At 43.2% G+C, this 17,272-nt stretch carries 22 protein-coding genes; 13 read left to right on the plus strand and 9 right to left on the minus strand.

What is annotated here, in order from left to right; translation table 11 throughout:
- Window positions 1–7 precede the first annotated feature (7 nt).
- From pepF to SP4011_RS02660, 3 genes are all read left to right on the plus strand, one after another.
- Entirely contained in the window at window positions 8–1,804 is a 1,797-nt protein-coding gene (pepF, locus tag SP4011_RS02650) for an oligoendopeptidase F (RefSeq protein WP_338619756.1), read from the plus strand.
- A 246-nt stretch (window positions 1,805–2,050) separates the two neighbouring features.
- A complete protein-coding gene (locus SP4011_RS02655) occupies window positions 2,051–2,842 on the plus strand; it encodes a DUF2785 domain-containing protein (RefSeq protein WP_338619757.1) in 792 nt (263 codons plus the stop codon).
- A gap of 111 nt (window positions 2,843–2,953) precedes the next feature.
- Window positions 2,954–3,622 carry an MIP/aquaporin family protein gene (locus SP4011_RS02660; protein WP_173233180.1) on the plus strand — a complete coding sequence of 223 codons (669 nt, stop codon included), beginning with the start codon at window positions 2,954–2,956 and terminating at the stop codon, window positions 3,620–3,622.
- 57 nt (window positions 3,623–3,679) lie between these two features.
- Here SP4011_RS02660 and queF read toward each other — a convergent pair whose 3' ends face one another.
- The 9 genes from queF to sstT all read right to left on the minus strand — a co-directional run bounded on the left by queF (window position 3,680) and on the right by sstT (window position 9,703).
- Complete coding sequence (gene queF / locus SP4011_RS02665) at window positions 3,680–4,171, minus strand: preQ(1) synthase (RefSeq protein ID WP_173233178.1); 492 nt, start codon at window positions 4,169–4,171, stop codon at window positions 3,680–3,682.
- Window positions 4,172–4,189: 18 nt separating this feature from the next.
- Window positions 4,190–4,906, minus strand: a complete 717-nt coding sequence (queE, locus tag SP4011_RS02670; protein WP_338619758.1) for a 7-carboxy-7-deazaguanine synthase QueE — start codon at window positions 4,904–4,906, stop codon at window positions 4,190–4,192.
- Window positions 4,899–5,342 carry a 6-carboxytetrahydropterin synthase QueD gene (gene queD, locus SP4011_RS02675; protein WP_000464575.1) on the minus strand — a complete coding sequence of 148 codons (444 nt, stop codon included), beginning with the start codon at window positions 5,340–5,342 and terminating at the stop codon, window positions 4,899–4,901. Before queD ends, queE begins: the two co-directional genes overlap by 8 nt.
- Window positions 5,342–5,995, minus strand: coding sequence for a 7-cyano-7-deazaguanine synthase QueC (gene queC / locus SP4011_RS02680; RefSeq protein ID WP_164226099.1), 654 nt, complete (start codon window positions 5,993–5,995; stop codon window positions 5,342–5,344). Before queC ends, queD begins: the two co-directional genes overlap by 1 nt.
- Window positions 5,996–6,196: 201 nt before the next feature.
- Window positions 6,197–6,511: a thioredoxin gene (trxA, locus tag SP4011_RS02685; protein WP_001029581.1), complete on the minus strand. Its 315-nt coding sequence runs from the start codon at window positions 6,509–6,511 to the stop codon at window positions 6,197–6,199.
- Window positions 6,512–6,526: 15 nt separating this feature from the next.
- Entirely contained in the window at window positions 6,527–6,748 is a 222-nt protein-coding gene (locus SP4011_RS02690) for a DUF4649 family protein (protein ID WP_000570253.1), read from the minus strand.
- A 99-nt stretch (window positions 6,749–6,847) separates the two neighbouring features.
- Window positions 6,848–7,228 (minus strand): MarR family winged helix-turn-helix transcriptional regulator, encoded by a 381-nt coding sequence (locus SP4011_RS02695; protein WP_112443854.1) that lies wholly within the window; start codon window positions 7,226–7,228, stop codon window positions 6,848–6,850.
- 142 nt (window positions 7,229–7,370) lie between these two features.
- Window positions 7,371–8,324 (minus strand): aromatic acid exporter family protein, encoded by a 954-nt coding sequence (locus tag SP4011_RS02700; RefSeq protein ID WP_173233176.1) that lies wholly within the window; start codon window positions 8,322–8,324, stop codon window positions 7,371–7,373.
- 173 nt (window positions 8,325–8,497) lie between these two features.
- Window positions 8,498–9,703: a serine/threonine transporter SstT gene (gene sstT / locus SP4011_RS02705; RefSeq protein ID WP_119943197.1), complete on the minus strand. Its 1,206-nt coding sequence runs from the start codon at window positions 9,701–9,703 to the stop codon at window positions 8,498–8,500.
- A 138-nt stretch (window positions 9,704–9,841) separates the two neighbouring features.
- On the opposite strand from sstT, the gene SP4011_RS02710 reads away from it, so the two are divergent.
- The 10 genes from SP4011_RS02710 (at window position 9,842) to SP4011_RS02755 (ending at window position 17,236) form a co-directional block, all read left to right on the plus strand.
- Window positions 9,842–10,402: a mechanosensitive ion channel family protein gene (locus SP4011_RS02710; RefSeq protein WP_001168881.1), complete on the plus strand. Its 561-nt coding sequence runs from the start codon at window positions 9,842–9,844 to the stop codon at window positions 10,400–10,402.
- Window positions 10,403–10,462: 60 nt separating this feature from the next.
- Window positions 10,463–11,368, plus strand: coding sequence for a magnesium transporter CorA family protein (locus tag SP4011_RS02715; RefSeq protein ID WP_173282461.1), 906 nt, complete (start codon window positions 10,463–10,465; stop codon window positions 11,366–11,368).
- Between the two features lie 16 nt (window positions 11,369–11,384).
- Window positions 11,385–11,912, plus strand: a complete 528-nt coding sequence (locus tag SP4011_RS02720) for a YqeG family HAD IIIA-type phosphatase (RefSeq protein ID WP_125443532.1) — start codon at window positions 11,385–11,387, stop codon at window positions 11,910–11,912.
- A gap of 2 nt (window positions 11,913–11,914) precedes the next feature.
- The gene (yqeH, locus tag SP4011_RS02725) at window positions 11,915–13,021 is read left to right on the plus strand and encodes a ribosome biogenesis GTPase YqeH (RefSeq protein WP_173282462.1); all 1,107 of its coding nucleotides are present in this window, start codon (window positions 11,915–11,917) and stop codon (window positions 13,019–13,021) included.
- Window positions 13,022–13,235: 214 nt separating this feature from the next.
- On the plus strand, window positions 13,236–13,547 hold the full coding sequence (yhbY, locus tag SP4011_RS02730; protein ID WP_000060169.1) for a ribosome assembly RNA-binding protein YhbY: 312 nt from the start codon (window positions 13,236–13,238) through the stop codon (window positions 13,545–13,547).
- Window positions 13,548–13,599: 52 nt separating this feature from the next.
- Window positions 13,600–14,229 carry a nicotinate-nucleotide adenylyltransferase gene (locus tag SP4011_RS02735; RefSeq protein WP_112443859.1) on the plus strand — a complete coding sequence of 210 codons (630 nt, stop codon included), beginning with the start codon at window positions 13,600–13,602 and terminating at the stop codon, window positions 14,227–14,229.
- Window positions 14,229–14,822 carry a bis(5'-nucleosyl)-tetraphosphatase (symmetrical) YqeK gene (yqeK, locus tag SP4011_RS02740; protein ID WP_112443860.1) on the plus strand — a complete coding sequence of 198 codons (594 nt, stop codon included), beginning with the start codon at window positions 14,229–14,231 and terminating at the stop codon, window positions 14,820–14,822. Before SP4011_RS02735 ends, yqeK begins: the two co-directional genes overlap by 1 nt.
- Window positions 14,823–15,173 carry a ribosome silencing factor gene (rsfS, locus tag SP4011_RS02745; protein WP_338619759.1) on the plus strand — a complete coding sequence of 117 codons (351 nt, stop codon included), beginning with the start codon at window positions 14,823–14,825 and terminating at the stop codon, window positions 15,171–15,173.
- Between the two features lie 215 nt (window positions 15,174–15,388).
- Window positions 15,389–16,129 carry a class I SAM-dependent methyltransferase gene (locus SP4011_RS02750; RefSeq protein ID WP_338620392.1) on the plus strand — a complete coding sequence of 247 codons (741 nt, stop codon included), beginning with the start codon at window positions 15,389–15,391 and terminating at the stop codon, window positions 16,127–16,129.
- Window positions 16,130–16,138: 9 nt separating this feature from the next.
- On the plus strand, window positions 16,139–17,236 hold the full coding sequence (locus tag SP4011_RS02755) for a nucleotidyltransferase (protein ID WP_112443863.1): 1,098 nt from the start codon (window positions 16,139–16,141) through the stop codon (window positions 17,234–17,236).
- Window positions 17,237–17,272 lie beyond the last annotated feature (36 nt).

Here is a 17,272-nt window from a genome sequence, read left to right on the forward strand (position 1 = left end):
GAAGAAAATGGAACAAAAACACCGTTCAGAATTTCCAGAGAAGGAACTTTGGGATTTAACAGCCCTATATCAAGACCGTGAGGATTTCTTGCGTGCAATCGAGAAGGCTCGAGAAGACATCAATCAATTTAGCCGTGATTACAAGGGTAATCTTCATACTTTTGAGGATTTTGAAAAAGCCTTTGCGGAATTGGAGCAAATCTACATTCAGATGAGCCATATTGGCAACTATGGTTTTATGCCTCAGACGACAGACTATAGCAATGACGAATTTGCCAATATTGCCCAAGCTGGGATGGAATTTGAAACAGACGCCAGCGTAGCTCTGACCTTCTTTGACGATGCCTTGGTGGAAGCTGATGAGGAAGTCTTGGACCGTTTGGGTGAATTACCTCATTTGACAGCGGCCATTCGTCAGGCCAAAATCAAAAAAGCCCACTATCTAGGGGCTGATGTGGAGAAGGCCTTGACCAATCTCGGTGAAGTTTTCTACAGTCCACAGGACATTTACACTAAGATGCGAGCTGGGGATTTTGAAATGGCTGACTTTGAAGCTCATGGCAAGACTTATAAAAACAGCTTTGTGACCTATGAAAATTTCTACCAAAATCATGAGGATGCTGAGGTTCGTGAGAAATCCTTCCGTTCCTTCTCAGAAGGTCTTCGTAAGCACCAAAATACGGCTGCAGCAGCCTATCTAGCCCAAGTCAAGTCTGAAAAACTACTGGCAGATATGAAAGGTTACGACTCAGTCTTTGATTATCTTCTGGCTGAGCAGGAAGTGGACCGTGCCATGTTTGACCGCCAGATTGACCTCATCATGAAGGATTTTGCGCCGGTTGCTCAGAGATACCTCAAGCATGTTGCCAAGGTGAATGGTCTTAAAAAGATGACCTTTGCAGACTGGAAATTGGATTTGGATAGTGCCCTCAATCCTCAAGTGACCATTGACGACGCTTATGATTTGGTCATGAAGTCGGTAGAACCTTTGGGGCCAGAATATTGTCAAGAAGTTGCTCGCTATCAAGAAGAGCGCTGGGTGGACTTTGCTGCCAATAGTGGCAAGGATTCCGGAGGTTATGCGGCGGATCCATATCGCGTGCACCCTTATGTCCTCATGAGCTGGACAGGCCGTTTGAGTGATGTCTATACCTTGATTCATGAAATCGGGCATTCTGGTCAATTTATCTTTTCTGACAACCACCAAAGCTATTTCAACGCCCACATGTCGACCTATTATGTTGAAGCACCGTCAACCTTCAATGAATTGCTTCTCAGTGATTACTTGGAGAACCAGTCTAATGACCCACGTCAAAAACGCTTCGCTCTGGCTCACCGCTTAACAGACACCTACTTCCATAACTTTATCACTCACCTTTTGGAAGCAGCCTTCCAGCGTAAAGTGTATACATTGATTGAAGAAGGAGAAACTTTCGGAGCAAGCAAGCTCAACAGCATTATGAAGGAAGTTTTGACGGATTTCTGGGGAGATGTCATTGAAATCGACGATGATGCAGCTTTGACTTGGATGCGTCAAGCTCACTACTACATGGGCTTGTATAGCTACACTTACTCAGCAGGACTAGTCATCTCGACAGCTGGTTACCTTCATCTTAAAAACTCAGAAACTGGAGCTGAAGACTGGCTCAATCTCCTCAAATCAGGTGGTAGCAAGACACCACTTGAGTCAGCCATGATTATCGGTGCTGATATTTCAACAGACAAACCACTCCGTGATACCATCCAATTCTTGTCTGACACAGTTGACCAGATTATCGCCTACAGTGCTGAGTTGGGGGAATAGTGGAATAGAAAGGTTGTTCTAGAATGATGTTTATGGGCTTGTTAAGCATCATTCTATTTGTCTTATCTATAGCTATTTTCAAAAACGCCGTTGAAGGTCGTGATGTTAAATTTGAGCTTGCGGTAGAGTTGGTATTGATCCTTATTTACTTCATTTTTTATCAGATTGTATTTAATTGAGAGTTCAATATTAAATCATCTAAGAACAGCTTTTTGAACAGTTACCAGAAATATAGAGGTATTGACCATGTATCAAGAGTTACTTAGAAAAATAGCAGAAGAAAAACCAAGTTATCATGAGGAAGAAATCCAATGGTTGCTTGATCATTTGGGAGATTCTTCTCCAGAAATTCGCGATGACCTTGTTTTTACAAGCTTTGCTAGAGGGATTCAGGAAGAGCTATTTACACACGAACAATTTTATTTCATTGCTGAGGAAATTTTATCTGATGGAGGATTATATAAAGAGATTGATAAGGCAGGCTTGTCAACCCTTGAACGTTCTTTTAGGGCGCTTATTTATGCAAATCTCTTGTCTGCAGATGCCAACCAGCAATCGATTTTTTATCAGGGATTAAAAGCAGAAATTCGTAATGTCCTTTTAAATCAAGGTTTGCACTATCTTTCAAAAGAAAAGGATACAACGGGTTTTTCAAGTCAGTATGGTTGGGTTCATGCTTTTGCACATGGAGCCGATTTACTGACAGAGGTGGTTTGTCATCCAGACTTTCCTAAAAACAGAATTCATGAAGTATTTGAGATACTTGGTCAATTATTTAAAAGAATTCCCATTCGTTTTACAGATGATGAAGATTGGCGTTTAGCCAGAGTACTTTATGAACCGATTTTAAAAGGGAAGTTAGCGCAAGAACAAGTAGCTTCTTGGATAAAAACTGTTGACTTTCCGATAGAAGAAAGGGAAGATTTTTATAAATTTTCCAACTTTAGATCCTGTCTGTTGGAAGTCTATGTCCAACTTGACCAGAGAAATAGTTTACAAGATGACTTGAAAGAAGCTATCCAGTCTTTTCAATACTAGGACTTAGATAACAGTTCTATGATTTTCAAGAAAATTTCCAAACAATTTTCTTGAAACCCTTTCCCTCTTTTGATAGACTAGTATCTAGTTTTTGAAAAAAGGAGAAAGAGAATGAAAAAATTTGTCGCTGAGTTAATCGGTACGTTCATGCTTGTGTTCGTTGGGACAGGGGCTGTTGTTTTTGGAAATGGTCTTGATGGCCTTGGTCACCTTGGAATCGCCTTTGCCTTTGGTTTGGCAATCGTGGTGGCAGCCTACTCAATCGGAACTGTTTCAGGTGCTCACTTGAACCCGGCTGTTTCGATTGCTATGTTTGTTAACAAACGTTTGTCATCTTCAGAACTTGTAAACTACATCCTTGGTCAGGTTGTTGGAGCTTTCATCGCTTCTGGCGCAGTCTTCTTCCTCTTGGGTAATTCAGGTATGTCAACTGCTAGCCTTGGTGAAAATGCCTTGGCAAACGGTGTCACTGTCTTTGGTGGTTTCTTGTTTGAAATCATCGCAACTTTCTTGTTTGTCTTGGTTATCATGACTGTGACTTCAGAAAGTAAGGGCAATGGCGCGATTGCTGGTTTGGTAATCGGTTTGTCATTGATGGCGATGATTCTTGTCGGATTGAAGATTACTGGACTTTCAGTAAACCCAGCTCGTAGCTTGGCACCAGCTGTCTTGGTAGGCGGCGCAGCCCTTCAACAAGTTTGGATTTTCATCCTTGCACCAATCGCTGGTGGAGTTCTTGCAGCCCTTGTTGCGAAAAACTTCCTTGGAACAGAAGAATAATTGAAACTCAAAAAGCCTTGCTCCTCATCTTGAGGAACAGGGCTTTTTCGTATGAGTTTAGCGGTTGTCAATTTTCTCTGGATAAAGGTCGTGTTGGAAGAGGCGTTGTTCTGCCAAGCCTTCAAACTTAGTTCCAGGTTTACCGTAGTTGTAGTAGGGGTCGATTGAAATGCCACCGCGCGGAGTGAATTTTCCCCAGACTTCTAAATAGCGAGGGTCTAGCAAGTTGACCAAGTCTTTCCCGATGGTGTTGATACAGTTTTCGTGGAAATCTCCGTGGTTTCGGTAACTAAAGAGGTAGAGTTTGAGGGATTTTGACTCAACACAGAGCTTGTCAGGGATGTAGGAAATATAGATAGTCGCAAAGTCTGGCTGAGCGGTAATAGGGCAAAGCGAGGTAAATTCAGGACAGTTAAATTTGATAAAATAGTCATTTTCCACATGACGATTGTCAAAAGATTCGAGGACATCTGGTTGATAGTCAAAGATATAGTTGGTTTCTTTGTTGCCGAGGAGGCTTAGGTTTTTCATTTCTTCTTGTTGTGACATGATTTTTTCTTTCTAATCTTAAACACCACGTTGGTTATCGTAGAGGAGGGTATGGAGTTGAGGAAGGACGCGGACATTGCCCCAGCTATCGTCAGTAGCGACGCGTTCCCAGAGTTCTTTGAGACGGTTCAGTTGATCTTGGATAATATTGCCTGTGGCCTTGGGCTCAGGATTTCCAGCCGATAAGAAGAGGACATCTGGTTGGTAGCGTTCTTGTATTCCTTTAGCAAAGGCTAAATCTGCATCATCAAAGACAGGGATTTTAAAGGTGACCTTGTCTGGATCCAGTTGGGAAACGATAAAGTCCAAGGTCTCAAAGTTGACTTCCATCTTGGATGAAGGAGGTTTGGGACTCAGGGTGACTTGGTCGATGTCTTTTAACCAATTTTGCCAGCGAGAACCTTGAGTCTCGACAGCAAGGGTGACACCGCGTTCCTTGAGCTTAGTGACCAATTCGGCCATATTGGCTGCTAGGATAGCAGGATTTCCCCCAGACAGGGTGACATAGTCGTAGTTCCCCAATTTATCCAACTCAGCAATGACCTCGTCAGCTGTCATACGAGTTGGCTTTTCAGAGCCATCCCAAGTAAAGGCAGAATCGCACCAGTCGCAGTGGTAGTCGCAACCAGCAGTGCGGACAAACATGGTTTTCTGCCCGATAGCACGGCCTTCACCTTGAAAGGTTGGGCCAAAAATTTCCAGAACTGGTAGTTTGAGGACACGTTCCCTAGTCATCTAACCACTCCCGTCTAAACTCTGCAAAGGCAGTCGGAGTCTCATAGAGGCGAACGTATTCCAAACGGAGACCGCGCTCGTCTGGCAACTCTTGACTCATGGTTTGGAAAATCCAGTAAACCATATTTTCAGCAGTCGTGTTCATATAGGGAAGAGTTTCATTGAGATAGCGATGGTCCAGGTGGGGCTCTAAGTAGTTCTTGTAGATCGCTTTGATGTCTCCGAAATCGTAGGTCATGCCACGTTCATCTAAAAATCCACTGACAGCAATCTGCAAATGATAGGTGTGGCCGTGCAGGGACTTACATTTTCCCTCATAGTGAAAGAGGTGGTGGGCAGCATCGAAGGTAAACTCTTTTGATACCAAGGTTCTGTGAGGATTGTAGACCAGAGACTCCCCAGTTTCCTGTTTGATTTCTTTGGGTGCAAAAAACATTAGTCCTTTCCTTTCTGTGAGAGATAAACATCTAGACCATGTTGACGTAGGTGGCAGGCTGGGCAATCTCCACAGCCACTCCCTATAATTCCGTTGTAGCAGGTTAAGGTCTTTTCACGAACATAGTCAAAGGCACCGAGTTGGTCAGCCAATTCCCAAGTTTCAGTCTTGTCCAGCCACATGAGAGGTGTTTGGATAACAAAGTCGTAATCCATAGCAAGGTTGAGGGTAACATTAAGGGATTTGACAAAGACATCTCGACAATCGGGGTAGCCTGAGAAGTCTGTCTCGCAGACACCTGTCACGATGTCTTTAATGCCCCGTTGCTTAGCAAGAACAGCCGCAAAGGATAGAAAGAGGTGGTTGCGACCATCAACGAAGGTATTGGGAATCTCTCCTTCTTTTTGCTCAATCTCCATATCAGAGGTCAGGGCATTTTCAGTGATTTGTCCCAGCAGAGACATATCTAGGATGTGATGGCGAATCCCCTGTTCCTTAGCGATTTCTTGGGCAACTTGAATTTCAAGATGGTGGCGTTGGCCATAGGCAAAGGTGACAGCTTCGACTGTTTCATAGTGTTCTTTAGCCCAAAAGAGGCAGGTTGTAGAATCTTGACCGCCACTAAAGACGACCAAGGCAGATTGACGTTTCATAGTACTCCTTCCAAAATGGGAAATGTTCAGAGCACGCAAAAAGCTCCCTTGAGGGAGCTAAAAAATACCAAGTCAAGGTTTTTTTTAGCGATGGCATGTCCCAAACATCGTAATATTCTACTTACAGTCTAGCATATTTTTTGAAAAATGGCAAAGAGCAAGAAAAAAGAGACCAAAGAAAGTACTTGGTCTCTAGTTTGATTAGCTCAATTCAGCAACGATGGCCTTGATTTGTTCTGCTGTGTGAACACCAGCAACTTGTTTGACAACTTGGCCGTCTTTTTTGAAGAGAAGAGTTGGGATAGACATGATTCCAAAAGCACGAGCTGTGTTTGGATTTTCATCAACGTCCATTTTAACGATTTTCAAGACATCTTCTGAAAGTTCTTCAGACAATTTATCCAAGATTGGACCTTGCATACGACATGGACCACACCAAGTTGCCCAGAAGTCTACCAAGACCAAACCGTCTTTTGTTTCTTGTTCGAATGTTGCATCTGTAATTGCTTTTGCCATTGTATTTCTCCTTTTTTAGTTATATTGGCTTAAATCTTGTTTCTTGAGATAGAAGAAGATGTCTCCATAAGTCCCATGGTAGTCCAAATCATGACCCTTATAAGTCAATTTTTGGACAGGGTAGTAGTCTGCGACGCCGATAAGGCAAGCTTGCTGCGAACGATCAAAGTCTTCATAAGACTCGAAAGTCACAGTTCTTTCGTTCTTGCTGGCATCTAAATAGGTGATTTCAATCATGTTTAAAACTCCTTTGTTTAATGATGACTTTATTTTACTCCTTGTAGAAGAGAATGTCAAGAAAAATGATTGCGCACGCAACTTTTTTCTAAAATCATCTCAAATCAAGAAATCCAAACCAGTTTCCAAGCTTGCTTCGACAGCCTTTTGTAGCGAGGTCAGTGTCTTTTGCCCATCACTTGTCAGGCAGATAAAACTAGAGCGTCTATCTTGATGGCAACACATGCGACTGAGCAGACCGCAATTTTTAGCTTCCAAACGAGCCACCATCCGAGAAACAGCGCTCGGGCTCAGATGAAGCTTATCTGGCAGGTCAATCTGGCGTAGAGATTTTTCTTCAGCCAAGTCCAGATAGTAGAGCAGGTAAAACTCTTTCAAGGTCAGACTTTGCTCGCTCTTCTGGGCAATGGTCTCTTCCAAGAGACTTTCAATTTCTTTCTGACGCCGATTGAAGTCAAACCATTTTTCCAAATAGGTCATAGTATCTCCTTTCTTTTTAGAGTTGTAAATAGAAGAAAGTCCATTTACGGACAGTCTCTGCATCACAAGATGATTGTGCATGCAATAATTATACTACTTTTCAAAAGAGCTAGCAAGTTCTGTTTTTTAGTGGTTTTCTTTTTTACTGTCCATATTTTTGGTAAAAATCAACTTTTACTTGGATGAAGGTTTTGGCTTCACGTAGGAGTTGAAGAAGGGTGGCACGGGTTTCAAATTCGTCTCTTGTCTTGGGCAGACTGCGGTTCCGGAAGACTTCCAGATAGCGTTCAATTTCATCTAGCAAATCAGAAGCAGGATTGGTCTGGCTTAGTTGACTAGCAATTTTTGAAAAGAGTTGGGCCAAAATCAGGCTTTCACTGGCAGCTAGGTGACAGGTGTTGATTTGGTGGGCCATATTTCGCAGGATACGACTTTGTCGCTGTCTCATCTCAAAGTAGTGGATATGGTAGTCGGTTTGGTGAAAGAGGTGGTCAGAGTGATCCAAATAGACCAGTCTGAGGGCTTCTTCTAAAAGTGTGTCTAATTCCTCTACCAACTGTGCTCGGTTGCGTCCATCCCCTCTGGATAAATAATATTTGAAACGCTGGAGGATATCTTTTAACTTTTCTTCCACCAGCGTGTGGTAGTGCTGGATTTCCTCTTCTCGTGAAGGCATGTAGAGATTGACCAGTAAGGCAAATCCTGTACCGATAGCAAAGAGAAGGAATTCATTGACTAGAAGGTCTGGAGAGGTTGATTTTTGCACCAAGAGATGGCTAACCAACACGCTACTTGGTGTGATGCCAATTTCCCAGCCCATCTTATAGGTCAGGGGAACATAGAGGGCTAGATAGAGGCCGAGGCTCCAGATATGAAATCCGCTCAGGTGAAAAGCTAGAACACCGATAGCCAGAGCTAGGAGCATGGAAAAGAGTCGATTGCGAGCCAGTTTTAAAGTACTTCTACGCGTATCAGATAGGCTCAAGAGAGCGATAATTCCGGCCGAAACTGCTGAGGAAAGATTGAGAAAATAAGCAAGCAGGCAGGCAAGGCAGGTAGCTAAGATGAGCTTGGTCGTACGTTGGCTAATAGACATAAGAATTTCCTGATAATACTCAATGAAAATCAAAGAGCAAACTAGGAAGCTAGCCGTAGGCAGTACTTGAGTACGGCAAGGCGAAGCTGACGTGGTTTGAATTTGATTTTCGAAGAGTATAAGTTAGAATAAAAGAGCAAAAGACAAAACCTGAGCAGGCTTGCCTTTATGAGTTATTTTTTACGGGCTGCTGCGTATTCGGCAACGGCGGTAAAGAGAACATCTGTAGAAGAGTTAAGGGCTGTTTCACATGAGTCTTGGATGACCCCAATCACAAATCCAACCCCAACAACTTGCATGGCAATATCGTTAGAAATACCGAAAAGGCTACAAGCAACTGGGATAAGAAGGAGGGAACCTCCCGCAATACCAGAAGCACCACAGGCTGAGATAGCTGCTACTACACTGAGGACAAAGGCTGTGGCAAAGTCAACAGGGATTCCCAGAGTATTTACTGCAGCAAGGGTCAAAACGTTAATGGTAATCGCTGCCCCTGCCATGTTGATAGTAGAACCAAGTGGGATAGAAACAGAATAGGTATCTGGGTTTAGCCCGAGGTCATGGCAGAGTTTCATGTTGACAGGAATGTTAGCCGCAGAACTACGAGTGAAGAAGGCTGTCACACCGCTGACACGGAGGCAGTTCCAAACTAGAGGGTAAGGATTGCGTCTCATAAAGAAGAAGGCAATCAAAGGGTTGACCACAAGGGCAACAAAAAGCATAGTCGTTACTAATAGAACCAATAAAATACCGTAGTTGGCAAGGCTTCCGATTCCCTTATCGGAAATAGTTTTGAAGACAAGACCAAGGATTCCAAATGGAGCCAGGTTGATGATCCATTCGACAATTTTAGAAGTCACGTCAGCGATAGTTTTTAGCAATTCTTTACTATTTTTGCTGGCTTCTCTCATGGCAATTCCGAAAACAACTGCCCAAGATAGGATACCGATGTAGTTGGCAGTAATGAGGGCATTGACTGGATTGTCAACCAGTTTGAGCAAGAGGTTGCTGAGGACCTGCCCAATCCCATCTGGTGGTGCAATTTCAGTATTGGCACTATTTAGGGTAATTTCAATAGGGACGATGAAACTTGCTAGTACAGCTACAAGAGCAGCAGCGAAAGTCCCTAGGATATACAAGAAAATAACAGTTTTCATATTGCTATCTTGCCCCTTTTGATGTTGGGAAAGGGCATTGGCAACGAGGGCAAAGACTAGGATAGGAGCAACAGCTTTTAGACCTCCGACGAATAAATCCCCGAGTAGCCCAATTCCTGAGAGATTAGGAAGGGTCAGTCCTAGGATTCCCCCACAAAGCATACCAATCAAGATACGCTTGACAAGGCTTGCCTTATTCCAAGCATGAATGATTCTTTTCATAATAATCTCCTTTTTATGTAGTGATTATGATTATAGTATAAATGATAGGCAAAATCAAGAATTTTCTGTCTATTTTTTGAATATTTATGGAGAATGAGACCGATAAAAGTATGGTATAATGAAATAAAGGAGTTTTATATGCAAAAATTTATTCAAGCTTATATTGAAAAGCTAGATGTGACAACTATTATCGAGAATATTCTCACCAAGATCATTTCTCTTTTACTGCTTTTGATTGTATTTTATATTGCTAAAAAAATGCTTCATACTATGGTGCAGAGAATTGTCAAACCTTCTCTAAAAATGTCTCATCATGATGTCGGGCGCCAAAAGACTATTGCGCGTTTACTAGAAAATGTGTTTAATTATACGCTATATTTCTTTTTACTCTACTGTATTTTATCGATTTTAGGCTTACCTGTATCTAGTTTGTTGGCTGGAGCTGGGATTGCTGGGGTGGCCATTGGGATGGGAGCCCAAGGTTTTCTGTCTGATGTCATCAATGGCTTTTTCATCCTTTTTGAACGTCAACTGGATGTGGGAGATGAGGTCGTTCTGACAAATGGTCCTATTACTGTATCGGGCAAGGTCGTCAGCGTGGGAATTCGTACGACCCAGCTTCGTAGCGAGGAGCAAGCCCTTCACTTTGTCCCTAACCGAAATATCACGGTTGTTAGCAATTTCTCACGCACAGACTAGACCTGTTATTTTAAGTAATTTGTGGTACAATAGAAAGAGTTTAATAAAGGAGAAAAAAAGATGTTTTTAGAAAAGCAGTTGGGCAATGGTTGTATTTGGATAGACCTTGATGTGGATAAGATTAAAAATATGGAAGATCTTTCTGACATCTATGGATTGGACAAGGAAACCATTGAGTATGCTCTGGATAGAAATGAACGAGCTCATATGGATTATAACCGTGAAACGGAGACGGTAACCTTTATTTATAATGTTCTTGATTTAGAAAAAGACAAAGAATATTATGAAGCGATTCCCATGACCTTTATCGTCGAAAGACAACGAATGATTACCATCAGCAACCATAAGAATGCTTATGTCATTGATCAGATGTCAGCTTATCTGGATAGCCATGAGTCGCTTTCTATTTACAAGTTTCTCTTTGCTGGTTTAGAGATTATCAGTAACGCTTATTATCCTGTTATTGAAGAGATGGATAAAAGTAAGGACGAAATTAGTGCCTTGCTACGTCAAACTACAACAAAGAAAAATCTCTTCGCCCTCTCTGACTTGGAGACTGGTATGGTTTACTTGACAGCAGCAGCAAAACAAAATCGACTCCTCTTGGAACATATCCAGGGCCATGCTCTTTATCGGAGATTTAATGATGTCGAACGAGAGCAGTTTGATGATGCCATGATTGAAGCCCATCAGTTGGTGTCTATGACAGACTTGATTTCTCAAGTCTTGCAACAACTCTCAGCTTCTTACAACAACATCCTAAACAATAACTTGAATGATAGTTTGTCAATTTTGACTATTATCTCCGTCTTACTAGCAGTACTTGCGGTTATTACAGGTTTCTTCGGAATGAATGTTCCTCTACCATTTACAGAAGAGCCAAATGCTTGGATTTATATCTTAATGGCTAGCTTGATTTTATGGGCAGCCTTATCTCAATGGATGAAGAAAATTACTAGAAAATAAAAGAGAAGGAGCCAGAATGGCGATTGAAAATTACATGCCAGATTTTGCTGTGGAAGCAGTTTATGATCTGACAGTCCCAAGCCTGCAGGCGCAGGGAATCAAGGCTGTTTTGGTCGATTTGGATAATACCCTCATTGCTTGGAACAACCCTGATGGGACGCCAGAGATGAAGCAATGGCTACATGATCTTCGGGACGCGGGCATTCGCATTATCGTAGTCTCAAATAACACTAAGAAACGCGTCCAAAGAGCAGTTGAGAAGTTTGGAATTGATTACGTCTATTGGGCTCTGAAACCCTTCACATTTGGGATTGACCGTGCCATGAAGGAATTCCACTATGAGAAAAGCGAAGTGGTCATGGTTGGCGACCAGCTCATGACAGATATACGAGCAGCCCACCGTGCTGGCATTCGCTCGATTTTAGTCAAACCCTTGGTCCAACATGACTCGATTAAAACACAGATTAACCGAGCTCGTGAGCGTCGTGTGATGCGAAAAATCACTGAAACGTACGGACCGATTACATATAAAAAAGGAATTTAACTATGGAAGAAATTCTCTGTATTGGTTGTGGAGCAACCATTCAGACGACAGACAAGGCTGGTCTTGGCTTTACTCCCCAGTCGGCACTCGAAAAAGGTTTGGAGACTGGCGAAGTCTATTGCCAACGCTGTTTCCGTCTCCGCCACTACAATGAAATCACGGATGTCCAGTTGACGGACGATGATTTCCTCAAACTCTTGCACGAGGTGGGAGATAGTGATGCCTTGGTGGTAAATGTCATTGACATCTTTGACTTTAATGGCTCTGTTATCCCAGGTTTGCCACGTTTTGTATCGGGTAATGATGTCCTCTTGGTCGGGAATAAAAAAGATATCCTGCCTAAGTCAGTTAAGCCGAGCAAGATTAGCCAGTGGCTCATGGAACGTGCCCACGAAGAAGGTCTTCGTCCAGTCGATGTCGTCCTAACTTCAGCACAAAACAAATATGCCATTAAGGAAGTCATCGACAAGATTGAACACTACCGTAAGGGCCGTGATGTCTATGTGGTCGGTGTGACCAACGTTGGAAAATCAACTCTAATCAATGCCATTATCCAAGAAATCACGGGTGATCAGAATGTCATTACGACTTCGCGTTTCCCAGGGACAACCTTGGATAAGATTGAGATTCCGCTTGACGACGGATCTTATATCTACGATACGCCGGGGATTATCCACCGCCACCAGATGGCCCACTACTTGACGGCCAAAAACCTCAAGTATGTCAGCCCTAAAAAGGAAATCAAACCTAAAACCTATCAGCTCAATCCTGAACAAACTCTATTTTTAGGTGGTCTCGGACGTTTTGACTTCATTGCGGGTGAGAAGCAAGGTTTCACTGCCTTCTTTGACAATGAATTGAAACTCCATCGTACTAAGCTTGAAGGCGCTGGTGCTTTCTACGACAAGCACCTTGGAACTCTTCTAACCCCACCAAATAGCAAGGAAAAAGAAGATTTTCCAAAACTAGTCCAACATGTCTTTAACATTAAGGACAAGACAGACCTAGTCATCTCTGGACTCGGCTGGATTCGCGTAACAGGCACCGCAAAAGTCGCCGTCTGGGCACCAGAAGGCGTCGCCGTCGTCACACGAAAAGCAATTATTTAAACACAGAAAGGAAAGGGTTTTCTGAACTCGGACGAGCAGGGCGAGCCCCATAGGGAATACTTTTCGCTGTGGTGCTAGTTGGTACAAGTGATTGTACCAACTGCGGAAAATTTGAGACCTTAGGCTCAAATTTTAGTCATGAAAGTCCGAAGGACTTTGCTGACGTCCGTCACCACTTCAGAAAAGTATAAAAAGAAACTCTTTTAAAGAAATTATGTCATTAACATCAAAACAACGTGCCTTCCTCAACAGTCAGGCACACACCCTCAAACCCATCATCCAAATCGGGAAAAATGGACTCAACGACCAAATCAAAACCAGCGTCCGTCAGGCTCTTGATGCCCGTGAATTGATCAAGGTTACTCTTTTGCAAAACACCGATGAAAATATCCACGAAGTAGCTGAAATTTTGGAAGAAGAAATCGGTGTGGATACAGTCCAAAAAATCGGACGCATCTTGATTTTGTTTAAACAATCCAGCAAGAAAGAGAATCGCAAGATTTCTAAAAAAGTCAAAGAAATTTGACCCCCATACTCCAAACAACTGTTTTTTACAGAGAAATAAAGGAGACTAGCCTATGGCAATCGAATTATTGACTCCCTTTACTAAGATAGAGTTGGAGCCAGAAATCAAGGAGAAAAAACGCAAACAAGTTGGGATTTTAGGGGGGAATTTTAACCCTGTTCACAATGCCCATCTTATTGTTGCGGATCAAGTACGCCAGCAGTTGGGATTGGACCAGGTTCTGCTCATGCCTGAATACCAACCTCCTCATGTAGATAAAAAGGAAACCATCCCTGAACACCATCGTCTCAAGATGCTTGAGTTGGCGATTGAGGGGATTGAAGGACTAGCCATTGAAACCATTGAGTTGGAGCGCAAGGGCATTTCTTACACCTACGACACCATGAAGCTTCTAACTGAGAAGAATCCAGATACAGATTATTATTTTATCATCGGTGCCGACATGGTGGACTATCTGCCCAAGTGGTACCGAATTGATGAACTGGTAGATATGGTTCAGTTTGTGGGAGTTCAGCGCCCACGCTACAAGGCAGGGACTTCCTATCCAGTTATCTGGGTGGATGTACCTCTCATGGATATCTCATCCAGCATGGTGCGTGACTTCCTTGCCCAAGGACGGAAACCCAACTTTCTCCTACCTCAGCCAGTGCTAGACTATATCGAGAAGGAGGGGCTTTACTGATGGCCTATCAAGACCATATCAACTGCTCTCGTGAGGCTTTGTTGGAAAAAATGGCAGAGCTTCTACCTGAGAAACGTCTAACCCATTGTCTAGGTGTGGAGCGTGCCGCTATGGAATTAGCTCAGCGATTTGGAGTCGATACCGAGAAAGCAGGTCTAGCAGGCCTTCTTCATGACTATGCTAAGAAGTTGTCAGATCAGGAATTTCTGGATTTGATTGACCGTTATCAGCTAGACCCTGACCTCAAAAACTGGGGCAATAATGTCTGGCATGGTATGGTCGGAATTTACAAGATTCAAGAAGACTTGGATTTGCATGATTCTGAAATTATACGAGCCATTGAAATCCATACAGTTGGGGCTGGTCAGATGACAGATCTTGATAAGGTCATCTACGTCGCAGACTATATCGAGCACAATCGAGCCTTTCCTGGAGTAAATGTGGCGCGTGAGATTGCAAGTCTATCGCTTGATAAGGCAGTGGCCTATGAAACATCTCGTACCGTAGAGCATCTAGCTCATCAGGGATTCCCCATCTATCCCCAAACTCTTGAAACCTATAACGCCTTTGTGTACTATTTGAAAGAGGACTAAATGAACGAAAAAGAATTACTAGAACTAGTCGTGAAAGCGGCTGATGAGAAACGTGCGGAGGATATCCTCGCACTTGATGTACAAGATTTGACTAGCGTGACGGATTACTTTGTTATTACTAGTTCAATGAATAGCCGTCAGTTGGATGCTATCGCTGACAATATCCGTGAAAAAGTAGCGGAAGCTGGTTTTAAAGGCAGCCATATCGAAGGCGATGCAGCTGGGGGATGGGTCTTGCTAGACCTCGGTGCTGTCGTTGTGCATATCTTCTCAGAAGAAATGCGTGCCCACTATAATCTGGAAAAACTATGGCATGAGGCGCATTCTGTAGATTTATCTGAAACTTTATAGTCTTTTCCTTTATCTTTTATTACGGCGTTAACTCGTTTTGCCTAACTCCAGTTATGCCTGCAACTCGTTGCCTAGTACTAAAAGCAAACGAAAAGACTATAGTGTGCAATTGAACTCAGTTGTAGTCAACTGGGTTTCTTTGCTTATTTTAGAAAAATTGATAGAAAGGTAAAGAGCGAGTGGTGTTTGCCATGGAGGCTCTTGGTATCATGATTATGGCAACTTATGAAACTTTTGCGGCGGTCTATGATGCGGTCATGGATGACAGTTTATACGACAAATGGACTGATTTTTCGCTGCGTCATTTGCCAAAAACTAAGGAGAGAAAGAAACTCTTGGAATTGGCTTGTGGAACAGGTATCCAGTCTGTTCGCTTTTCTCAAGCTGGTTTTGATGTGACTGGGCTTGATTTGAGTGCGGATATGTTGAAGATTGCTGAGAAGAGAGCTTCTTCAGCCAAACAAAAGATTGATTTTATGGAAGGCAATATGCTGGATTTGTCTAAGGCAGGTCAATACGACTTTGTCACGTGTTACTCGGACTCAATCTGCTACATGCAGGATGAGGTGGAAGTAGGGGACGTCTTTAAGGAAGTGTATAATGCCCTCAACGAAGACGGAGTTTTCATCTTTGATGTGCATTCGACTTACCAGACGGATGAGGTTTTTCCAGGCTATTCCTACCATGAAAATGTGGAAGATTTCGCCATGCTTTGGGATACCTATGAGGATGCGGCGCCTCACTCCATCGTGCATGAGCTGACTTTCTTTGTCAAGGAAGCGGACGGCTCCTTTAGTCGTCACGATGAGGTGCATGAGGAGCGGACCTATGAAGTCTTGACCTATGATATTTTGCTGGAACAGGCTGGATTTAAGTCTTTCAAACTCTATGCAGACTTTGAGGACAAGGAGCCGACAGAGACAAGTACCCGTTGGTTTTTTGTCGCGCAGAAGTAGGAGATCACTATGACCATCACAGGTATTATCGCGGAGTTTAATCCTTTTCATAATGGGCATAAATACCTGCTGGATCAGGCTGAGGGACTGAAAATCGTAGCCATGTCTGGAAATTTCATGCAACGTGGAGAGCCTGCTATCGTTGACAAGTGGACACGGGCCCAGATGGCACTGGAAAATGGAGCGGATCTGGTAGTGGAATTGCCCTTTTTAGTCAGTGTTCAGGCTGCGGATTTCTTCGGTCAAGGAGCTGTGGATATCTTGGCTCGGTTGGGCATTGATACTTTAGCTTTTGGGACAGAGGAAGTTCTGGATTACCAGAAAATCGCTGACTTATACACAGAGCAAGCTACTGAGATGGAGAAATTTGTGGAAAATCTGCCAGATGCCCTCTCCTATCCACAGAAAACCCAAGCCATGTGGCAGGAATTTGCAGGTCTTGATTTTTCAGGAAATACCCCCAATCATGTCCTTGCTCTGGCCTATGCCAAGGCAGTTGCAGGACGTAAAATCAAACTGCATCCAATTCAGCGTCAGGGGGCAGGTTATCATTCTGTGGACAAGGATGTGGACTTTGCCTCGGCAACAGCCCTCCGTCAGCACCAGAAGGACCAAGATTTCTTAGAACGCTTTATGCCTTCTGTTACCCTTTTTGAGCAGGCCAGTAAGGTGAACTGGGAAGACTATTTTCCCTTGCTCCATTATCAAATCTTGTCCAATCCAGACCTAACCACTATCTATCAGGTCAATCAAGAAATGGCAGTGCGCATCAAGGAAGCTATCAAAAAAGCTCAGTCTGTTGACGAATTGGTCGAGGCGGTTGCGACCAAACGCTACACCAAGGCGCGTGTCAGACGCCTCTTGACCTATATCTTGGTGCAGGCTAGAGAAAATGACTTGCCAGAATCCATTCATGTCCTTGGCTTTACTGAAAAAGGCAGGCAACACCTCAAGTCCTTGAAGGGACAGGTCAATCTAGTCAGCCGAATTGGCAGAGAACCTTGGGATGCTATGACCCAAAAAGCAGACCAGATTTACCAACTAGGAAATCCAAGTATAGCAGACCAGAATTTTGGAAGAGTGCCGATAAGAATAGAAACAAACTAAGTCTACTGAAAGGTGGACTTTTCTAAATAACAATTT

Origin of the sequence: Streptococcus parapneumoniae, from assembly GCF_037076355.1 — a bacterium.
GTDB classification, from domain to species: Bacteria; Bacillota; Bacilli; order Lactobacillales; family Streptococcaceae; genus Streptococcus; species Streptococcus parapneumoniae.